Genomic DNA, 8880 nt, shown 5'->3' with positions numbered 1-8880 from the left:
CAAGCAATCTGTAGACTCGAAAGAGCATCAGATTGCGGTGTGTGAAGACGCAATGAACCGAAAGTTCGACGTTCACAAAACACCGACAGCTGTCACATACCCAATTTGCTGAAGCGAGGCCATCTGGTCACGAGTCAGTACCTGAATTTCTTGACGACCATAGAGCGTTGGAACCACCTGATCCCATCCCGAACTCAGAAGTGAAACGATGCATCGCCGATGGTAGTGTGGGGTTTCCCCATGTGAGAGTAGGTCATCGTCAAGATTAAATTCCGAAACCCCAATTGCGAAAGCAGTTGGGGTTTTGTTTTGTCCGTTGAAAAGTTTTACTCGCGACAGCGAACAAATTTGCACAGTTATTTTCGAATCAGAACACTAGAATAGCCCCACCTTTTTCGGAGCCAGAGCCTTTATGTCAGATCCGGTTGGCGCCCAAGGGCTGTCAGAATTACCGCTGGAAGACTTGGTGGCCTGTCACGAGTGCGACCTGCTGATGCGCAAGCCAACCCTTGCTCATGGCGAAAAAGCCCTCTGTCCACGTTGCGGTTACGAACTGTATGCCCATCGCCATAATGTGGTGCAGCGTAGCCTTGCCCTGGTGATTGCGGCATTGCTGTTGTATATCCCGGCAAACTTTTTACCCATCATGCAGCTCAATATCCTCGGGCAATCCTCGCAGGATACGGTATGGAGCGGTGTGCTCGGTCTGTTCAACACTGATATGCAGGGCGTTTCGATCGTCGTGTTTCTATGCAGCATGGCTATACCGCTGCTCAAGCTGCTCTGCCAGTTGTTCGTTTTACTCACAATTCGCTTCAATGTCGGCCGCAGCTATGGTCTGTTGCTCTACCGCATTTATCACCACCTCAAAGACTGGGGCATGCTTGAGGTCTACCTCATGGGCGTCCTTGTCGCGATCGTCAAACTGGCGGACATGGCGGCCATCACCGTCGGCCTCGGTCTGGCATGTTTCATCGGTTTGTTACTGGTTCAGGTCTGGCTTGAAGTGGTGATGTCGCCGCACCAGATCTGGCAGGCGTTATCAGGAGAAGATGCCCATGCGGGCGATTGATGCAGGCATTCTGATCTGTACCGAATGCCACGAACTGAACAGGCAGGATACCGACAGCGATGTGCAGACCTGCACCCGATGCGGTGCGCTGGTTCACGCCCGGCGGCCCAACAGTCTTGCGCGAACGTGGGCGCTGTTGATCACGGCCGCGATTATCTACATCCCGGCCAACGTGCTGCCGATCATGACCGTCAGCTCGCTTGGTCAGGGGGATCCGAGCACGATCATGTCCGGTGTCATCCAATTGGTGCAGCACGGCATGATTCCCATCGCCGCCGTGGTGTTCATCGCCAGTATCCTGGTGCCGACCTTCAAGCTGGTGGGCATCGCGCTGCTTCTGTTTTCCGTACAGCGCCGCCAGCCCTTGTCCGCACGTCAGCGGATCTGGATGTATCGCTTCATCGAGTTTATTGGCCGCTGGTCGATGCTCGATATTTTCGTGATCGCCATTCTGGTGGCGGTCGTCAACTTCGGCCGGCTTGCCAGTGTCGAAGCCAATCTTGGCGCCATCGCCTTCGCCAGTGTGGTGATTCTGACGATGCTCGCCGCTGTCACTTTCGATCCCCGACTGATTTGGGATAACACGGAGTCGGACGCCGACCATGACTGATTTGCCTGTAGCTAAAACCCGACCGGCTTCGAACTGGTCTGCCATCTGGGTGCTGCCCCTGATCGCTCTGATTATCGGCGGCTGGCTCGGCTGGCGTGCCTACAATGAAACCGGTATCGAGATTCAGGTGCGTTTTGAAAGCGGTGAAGGCATTCAGGCCAACAAGACCGAAGTGGTCTACAAAGGCATGCCGGTCGGCAAGGTGAAAGCCCTCAAGCTCGATGATGAAGGCAACTCCAAAGGTGTCATCGCAACTATCGAGATGAACAAGGATGTCGATCAGTACCTGAAGACCAGTACCCGTTTCTGGCTGGTCAAGCCGAGCGTGACGCTGGCCGGGATCACGGGGCTGGAAACTCTGGTATCGGGTAACTACGTCGCTATCAGCCCTGGTGAAGGCGAACCGACCCGCAAGTTCAAGGCCCTGGCCGAAGAACCGCCGCTGTCGGACTCCAAACCCGGTTTGCACCTGACGATCAAGGCTGATCGCCTCGGTTCGCTGAACCGTGGCAGCCCGGTGTTCTACAAGCAGATCAAAGTCGGCCAGATCAAGAGTTACGTGCTGTCGGAAGACCAGAGCACGGTCGAACTCAAGGTGTTCATCGAACCGACCTACGCCAAACTGGTGCGCAAACACACACGGTTCTGGAACGCCAGCGGCATCAGCATCGACGCCAACCTGTCCGGCGTGAAAGTGCGCAGCGAATCCCTGGCCAGCATCGTCGCCGGCGGTATTGCCTTTGCCACCCCGGAGAACCGCAAGGACAGCCCGCCCACCGATCCAAGCCTGCCGTTCCGTCTTTACGAAGACTTCGATGCGGCCGCCGCCGGCATCCGCGTGAAGGTCAAACTCAGCGATTTCGAAGGCCTGCAAGCCGGGCGCACTCCGGTGATGTACAAGGGCATTCAGGTCGGTAACCTGAAAGCGCTGAAGATCGATCCGGATCTGTCCAGCGCGACCGCCGAACTGACCCTCGACCCGCTGGCCGAAGACTATCTGGTGACCGGCACGCAGTTCTGGGTGGTCAAACCATCGATCTCCCTGGCTGGCATCACCGGTCTGGAAGCGTTGGTAAAAGGTAACTACATCGCCGTACGCCCGGGCGACAAGGGTGGTGCGCCACAACGTGAATTCGAAGCCCGGCCAAAAGCGCCGCCGCTGGATCTGCGCGCACCCGGTCTGCATTTGGTGCTGTTCACCGACACCCTCGGCTCGATCGATGTCGGCAGTCCGATCCTCTACAAGCAGGTCAAGGTCGGTTCGGTGCAGAGCTATCAGTTCTCCAAGACCCGCAAGCAACTGGTGATCGGCGTCCACATCGAGAAGGAATACGAAAACCTGGTCAACGCTTCGACCCGGTTCTGGAACGTCAGCGGCGTCACGCTGACCGGCGGTTTGACCGGCGGCATTCAGGTCAAGAGTGAATCGTTGCAGACCCTGATGGCCGGCGGCATCGCTTTCGAGACGCCGCAAGCCAAGGCCCCGCTACAAAAGCGCATCCCGCGCTTCCGTTTGTTCGCCAACCATGATGAAGCGAATCAGAAAGGCGCCGTCGTCACCATCAAGGTCGATCGCGCGGACGGTTTGCGCAGTGGCACCCCGGTTCGCTTCAAAGGCCTGGACGTGGGCAAGATCGAAAGTGTCGACCTGACCGATGATCTGCAATCGGTAATCCTCACCGCGCGCATCACTGAAGTGCCGGAGAAGATTGCTCGAGTCGGCAGTCAGTTCTGGGTGGTCAAACCGGAGTTGGGTCTGATCAAGACCTCGAACCTGGAGACCCTGGTCACCGGCCAGTACATCGAAGTGCAACCTGCGGCGAAGAACCTCGGCCCGCAGAAGAACTTCGTGGCCCTGGCCAATCCGCCGGAAGTCACCAAGCAAGAGGCTGGCTTGAGTCTGGTATTGAGCGCTGCCCGTCGCGGTTCGCTGAAGCCGGGTGTGCCGGTCACCTACCGCGAAATCACCGTGGGCAAAGTCACCGGTTACGAACTGGGCCAGACAGCGGATCGCGTACTGGTGCACATCCTGATCGAACCGAAATACGCGCCACTGGTGCGCAGCGGCAGTCGCTTCTGGAACACCAGCGGCGTCGGTTTCGACATCGGCCTGTTCAAAGGCGTGACCGTACGCACCGAGTCTTTGGAGACAGTGATTCAGGGCGGTATCGCCTTCGCCACGCCGGACGGCGAGCAGATGGGCAACCCCGCGCGCGCCGAACAAACCTTCCCGCTCTTCGACAAGTTCGAAGACGAGTGGCTGAACTGGGCGCCGAAAATCCCTCTCGGCAAATAATCCAGAGCCCATGAAAAAGGGCCGCGATCCAATGGATCGCGGCCCTTTTTTGTGCCCGTCAGTTACGCATCAAACCGCATCCAGCTCCGGCTCGTCGGCCTGGACATTGATGGTGGCCTTCACCACATCGTGGCGACGGATGTACTTCCAGTCCGCCTCGTCGATGTAGATACCGGCCGGGCCGCTGCCGCCTTCCAGGTCGATGGCGACACTGGCGCAGACCTGCGGCTTCACGCTCGCCAGAATCGGCACGAAGCCCAGTTGCAGGCTGGTTTCCAGCAGCGCAGCCTGGTTCTTCTCGTCGATGTCCGCCGCCTCGTCGAGGTAGTACGGCAGGCGCACGCGACCGGCCAGGTCGCGGTCCATCAAGTGCAGCAACAGGTACATGTTGGTCAGCGCCTTGATGGTCATCGTGGTGCCGTTGGACGCTGCGCCATCGATGTCGGTGTGGATAACCGGCTGGCCGTTGACCTTGGTGATCTCGAACGCCAGTTCGAACAAGTCCTTGAGACCGAGCTGGTTGTGGTTCGCCGCCACCAGCCGCGCCAGGTATTCCTTGGCCTCTTCGTTCTTGTTGTCCTGTTCCGCACTTTGGCTCAGGTCGAACACCGACAGGGTTTCGCCTTCCTCGTACTGACCGGCGCTGTGGATGATCTGGTCGATGTGCTTGAGCGCTTCCTTGTTCGGCGCCAGCACGATACGGAAGCTCTGCAGGTTGGACACCTGACGCTTGTTGATCTCGCGGTTGAACAGCGCCAGTTGGTGCTCGAGGCTGTCGTAGTCGCTGCGGATGTTGCGCAGGGTCCGTGCGATATCGGTCACGGCTGCACGACGGGCCTTGCCCAGGGTCAGGGCTTCGTCGGTACGGTGCGCGTAAGCGTTGATCAGCAGCGACAGACGACGCTCCATGTCGTCTTCACTGTCGAACTTGGCTACGCCTTTAAGGCGCACCTGCGCGTACAGCGCTTCGATCTGGCCATCGGCGCGCAGCAGGCCTTGCCAGCTGTCCTGATAGTCGTTGAGCAGCGGCAGCAGGTTGTCCATCGAATCGTCGACCGGATCCATGAACGGCGTACCGAACGGCAGATCTGCCGGCAGCAGCTGACGACGACGCAGGGCATCGTCGAGGGTGCGCTGCTTGGCTTCCATGTCGGCAATCTGCCGGCCGACCAGTTGCAGCTTGGCCGACAGCTGCTGGACGCGCTCGGTGAACGCATCGCTGGAACGCTTGAGTTCGTCCTGCGCGGCTTCCATCTGCGCCAGTTGTTCGAGCTTGTCGCCTTCTTCGGCGCTCAGGGTCTGGGTGCGGCGGAAGTCTTCCAGCGCTTTCTGCGCATCCAGCACCTGCTGGTACAGCGCTTCGGTCTGGGTCTTGCTCGCGGCGCGGTCGGCGGCCACCGCTTGCTGGGTCTTGAGTTGCTTAAGCTCTTTTTCCAGACGCTCTTTCTGGTCGCGCAACGCGGCACGGTCGGCCAGCGCTTGCAGAGCCGGAGGTTCGATGTGCGAGATGTCGATCGACAGCCCCGGCACTTCGAAACGCTCGCCCTTGAAGCCGTCGAGGATCAGCTCGACGGATTTCACCCACTCGCCGTCCTCGTCGAGGGTGATGCCGTGTTCGCCCAGCGGCAGGCTGAACAGTGCGCTGTTGAACAGGCGCATCAGGCGCTCGACGTCCTGTTGCGAAAATTCTTCGCGCAGGCGGGCATAGCTGTTGTTGTCGGCGTGATCGAGTTGCTGCTTCACCGACTTCAGACGCTTTTCCAGATCGCGAAGACGTTCTTCGAGATCCTCGGCGCTGAACTGGCGGGACTGCGCCAGCGCACCGGCCAGTTCGTCGTGAGCGTCCTTGGCCGCCAGCAGTTGTTGCTCCAGCACTTTGACGTCATCGACCAAGGCAAAGCGGTTCTTCAGCACCGACAACTCGCCGAGCCAGCGCTGGATGCCGGAGATTTCCCGTTCCAGACGCATGAGTTCCTGAGTGCCACCGCGCTGATCGTTTTGCAGATCGTCCTGCTCGCGACGGTAGTGCTCGGCCTGAATGGTCAGCTCTTCCTTGCGCGCCGTGGCGTAATCCGACCAGGTGCCGAGCAACGAGTCGAGCAGCGGCGACAGGCGATGCAGTTTGCCGCGCAGTACATCGCGCTGTTTCACGCCGTTGGCCAAGGCTTCGACCAGCGGGCCGGCAGCCACCAGCGAGTTGTAGTCCTGTTCCATGCGACGTACATCGCGGAAGGCTTCTTCGCACGCCGCAATGTAGTCGACGCTGCCGGAACGCAGGCTGTGTTCGAACGCATCGAGGAACAGCTGCTTGAGCTTGGCTGCGGTGATTTCGCGCATGTGCAGCAGGTTGATGAACAGCGCGCGGAAGGTCTTCAGGCTCTGCTCGCTGGTGGAGCGCAGCGGGATCAGCGTCAGATCCAGCGGGATCGACGTGTGACCGCCAACCAGCAAGCGACGCAGCTCATCAGGCTTGAGTTCGTAGGCTTTCAGGCCTTCTTTCTCAAGGTTGCTGAATAGCTCTTTCTGCCGCAGGCAAGTGTCGTTTTTCTGGTAGTGCGCCAGATCGAGCTTACCGGCGTAGGCAAAGAACTGGTGACCGAAACCACCGCCCGGGCCGCGACCGACCACGCCGATCACGTGCGGGCCATGAGGCAGGTTCACTTCGACGAGGATGTAGCTGGTGTCGGAGGCAAAATAGAAACGCCGGGACTGTTCCAGGCTGTACTTGCCGAAACTCATGTCCGACATGCGCGCCAGGATCGGGAACTGCAAGGCGTTGATCGAGGCGGATTTACCGAGGTTGTTTGCGCCGTAGACCGACAGCGGTTCTTCCAGCGGGAACAGGCCGAGGCTGTAACCGGCGGTGTTCAAAAGGGCAAAGCGGCGGATGCCGTAGCGTTCCTGGCTCATGCGTCGGACTCCTGTTCTTCGGCAATGGCGCGGGCCAGTGCGTCTTCTTCGCTCTCTTCCTCAAATTCGCTGAGATCGAGCGGGTCGTCGGTGGCGAGGAATTTCGCCTCGGCCTCTTCGTCGATCAGCACCGGTGCCGGCAGCGGCAGAACGCTGTGCACGCTGGCCGCCAGGTCGCGGTCCTGCTGGACCGACAGGCAGACGTCGAGGAAACGGTGCATCGGCGGCAGGAAACGGTACACGCCGTTTTCCTCGCTGGCGAAACCGAGCTGGGTCATGCGGCGCATGATTTTTTCTTCGAGTTCTTCGACGGTCTGCACTTCAGCCTGAATGAACAGGTCGCGGTACTTTTCCAGCAGCGATGGCAGTTCTTCACGGCCGAGGCTGCCACCGTCGAGCACGGCGATCGGGTCGCGGCCCTGATCGGCCAGATGTTCGACCAGGATGAAAGTGAACAGCGCCAGACGCTGGGCAGTCTTGTTCACCGCCGCAGCCGCCATGTCCGGCACGAAGTAATAGAAACCACGGGTATCGCAGACCAGTTCGAAACCCAGTGCCTTGAACAGCGTGCGGTACTGGTCCTGGAAGTTCGACAGTTGTGCGTACAGCTCCGGATCGCGGCGGCTGACGTGGTAACCCTTGAACAGCTCGCGGAAGATCGGCGCGAGTTGCGACAGTTCGGATAGATCAAGATGCATTGGGGATGCTCGCAGAATCCTCGGCGGCGGTGTCGCCAGCCGAGAGCAGGGCGAAGGAGCGCAGGCTGACCTGGTGCTCGTGAGTGTGGTATTCGCGGCGTTCCAGACGCTCGCGCTTGAAGCGTTTTTCCCGCGACAGGCGCGAGAACCAGTAAAGCAATTCGTCGGTCGCGCCGTCCGGCTCCTGCTCCAGCAGCCAGGTCATCAGATCCGGCATCGGCAGGGATTCTTCGCAGCGGTCGACCATCTCGCGCACGGTGCGTGGTGCGCGCGGAGCATCGCCGGTCTTCTGCGATTTGTGCGCCTTGGGGAAACGCGCCGGTTTCGGCTCGAAACGGGCCAGGGCGTAGACGTAGGCTTCAACCTGGCTGGCGCTGCCGAGGAAGGTGCTTTGCGGCCGGGTGAACAGCGGCATCGCGGCTTGCGGCACGGCGTCGATGCCTTTGCGGCGGATCGCGGCCAGCGCCAGCGCAGCGCCACGGGTCACGGCGTTGTGTCGGCGGGCTTCTTCACGCAGCGGCAGCAGCAGCTCGCGGGCGTGACGCAGGGTCAACTGGGCGCTGGTCTGCATTTCGAGGATGCGCGCATGGGTGCGCAGCAGCATGTCGTCATCGACCAGATGGCCGAGGCGCTGCTGTTCGCTGAGCATCTTCAGCAGCACGGTTTCGACCTTGCGCACGCCTTGCTCGAAGGCGCCGTCGGCGTTCACCAGATCGATCATCGGCTCGACATATTCGTCCCAGGTCGCCAGCACTTCGGCATAACGCTGACGCAGCGGGATCTGCCGGTCGCTGGTCTTGGCCCGTTCGGCCACGGCCACCAGCGCCTGTTCGTCGTTGTCGAGTTTCTTCAGAACGTCGCGCACGCGCATGTCGAGCAGACGCAACTGACGCGCCAGATCATTGCCGTCACGGACATCGAACGCGTCCTGGATATAACCGGCCAGACGCTCGAGGTGACGCAGATAGGCTTCGATTTCCAGGCACAGGCCCAGACGGTGTTCCCGGCGCAGGTAGGCGAGAAAGTCGTGGATCTGTGCATTGAGCTCGAAACGGTTTGGGCTCTTGGCCACGGGAACCAGAATGTCGAGGCGGATCCACACGTCGAGCAGGCTGGTAATGTCCTGCGGCGTGCTGTCCAGTTGTTGGGCGGCCAGTTGCGTGCGCAGTTCGTTGAGGCTCAGGGTGCCCTGGTCGAAGTGCTCGCACAGTGGCTCCAGAAGTGCCCAGTGTTCAGCGAGGGCGCGCAAGACGCGCTTGGGTTCGATCATCGGAATGGCCGGCTGGTTGGCGAT

Annotated in this window: 6 protein-coding genes and 1 rRNA gene; 4 read left to right on the top strand and 3 right to left on the bottom strand. The window is 60.1% G+C overall.

Annotation, left to right across the window (positions count from 1 at the left end; genetic code table 11):
* The first annotated feature begins 149 nt into the window (after positions 1 to 149).
* From rrf to BMZ46_RS28775, 4 genes are all read left to right on the top strand, one after another.
* A 5S ribosomal RNA gene (gene rrf / locus BMZ46_RS28790) occupies positions 150 to 265 on the top strand.
* A 147-nt stretch (positions 266 to 412) separates the two neighbouring features.
* Positions 413 to 1072 (top strand): paraquat-inducible protein A, encoded by a 660-nt coding sequence (locus BMZ46_RS28785; protein ID WP_039766393.1) that lies wholly within the window; start codon positions 413 to 415, stop codon positions 1070 to 1072.
* Entirely contained in the window at positions 1059 to 1682 is a 624-nt protein-coding gene (locus tag BMZ46_RS28780; RefSeq protein WP_007951771.1) for a paraquat-inducible protein A, read from the top strand. The genes BMZ46_RS28785 and BMZ46_RS28780 overlap by 14 nt, the downstream gene beginning before the upstream one ends.
* Positions 1675 to 3978: a PqiB family protein gene (locus BMZ46_RS28775; protein WP_074692335.1), complete on the top strand. Its 2304-nt coding sequence runs from the start codon at positions 1675 to 1677 to the stop codon at positions 3976 to 3978. The genes BMZ46_RS28780 and BMZ46_RS28775 overlap by 8 nt, the downstream gene beginning before the upstream one ends.
* Positions 3979 to 4047: 69 nt before the next feature.
* Here the strand turns inward: BMZ46_RS28775 and mksF are convergent, their stop codons facing one another.
* Genes mksF through mksB form a run of 3 tightly spaced genes read right to left on the bottom strand, consistent with a single transcriptional unit; the run spans position 4048 to position 8856 of the window.
* The gene (gene mksF, locus BMZ46_RS28770) at positions 4048 to 6888 is read right to left on the bottom strand and encodes an Mks condensin complex protein MksF (protein WP_039766389.1); all 2841 of its coding nucleotides are present in this window, start codon (positions 6886 to 6888) and stop codon (positions 4048 to 4050) included.
* A complete protein-coding gene (gene mksE / locus BMZ46_RS28765; protein ID WP_011335946.1) occupies positions 6885 to 7586 on the bottom strand; it encodes an Mks condensin complex protein MksE in 702 nt (233 codons plus the stop codon). Before mksE ends, mksF begins: the two co-directional genes overlap by 4 nt.
* The gene (gene mksB / locus BMZ46_RS28760) at positions 7576 to 8856 is read right to left on the bottom strand and encodes an Mks condensin complex protein MksB (protein ID WP_162803847.1); all 1281 of its coding nucleotides are present in this window, start codon (positions 8854 to 8856) and stop codon (positions 7576 to 7578) included. The genes mksE and mksB overlap by 11 nt, the downstream gene beginning before the upstream one ends.
* Positions 8857 to 8880 lie beyond the last annotated feature (24 nt).

Origin of the sequence: Pseudomonas sp. NFIX49, from assembly GCF_900115915.1 — a bacterium.
Taxonomy (GTDB): domain Bacteria; phylum Pseudomonadota; class Gammaproteobacteria; order Pseudomonadales; family Pseudomonadaceae; genus Aquipseudomonas; species Aquipseudomonas pharyngis.
Note: the sequence above shows the minus strand (reverse complement) of the source record. Positions and strands in the feature narration are given on the sequence as shown.

What these genes read in the sequence shown, in the direction of transcription:
- BMZ46_RS28785 (WP_039766393.1), top strand. Translation starts at nt 413, where the DNA reads ATGTCAGATCCGGTTGGCGCCCAAGGGCTGTCAGAATTACCGCTGGAA.
- BMZ46_RS28780 (WP_007951771.1), top strand. Translation starts at nt 1,059, where the DNA reads ATGCGGGCGATTGATGCAGGCATTCTGATCTGTACCGAATGCCACGAA.
- BMZ46_RS28775 (WP_074692335.1), top strand. Translation starts at nt 1,675, where the DNA reads ATGACTGATTTGCCTGTAGCTAAAACCCGACCGGCTTCGAACTGGTCT.
- mksF (WP_039766389.1), bottom strand. Translation starts at nt 6,888, where the DNA reads ATGAGCCAGGAACGCTACGGCATCCGCCGCTTTGCCCTTTTGAACACC.
- mksE (WP_011335946.1), bottom strand. Translation starts at nt 7,586, where the DNA reads ATGCATCTTGATCTATCCGAACTGTCGCAACTCGCGCCGATCTTCCGC.
- mksB (WP_162803847.1), bottom strand. Translation starts at nt 8,856, where the DNA reads ATGATCGAACCCAAGCGCGTCTTGCGCGCCCTCGCTGAACACTGGGCA.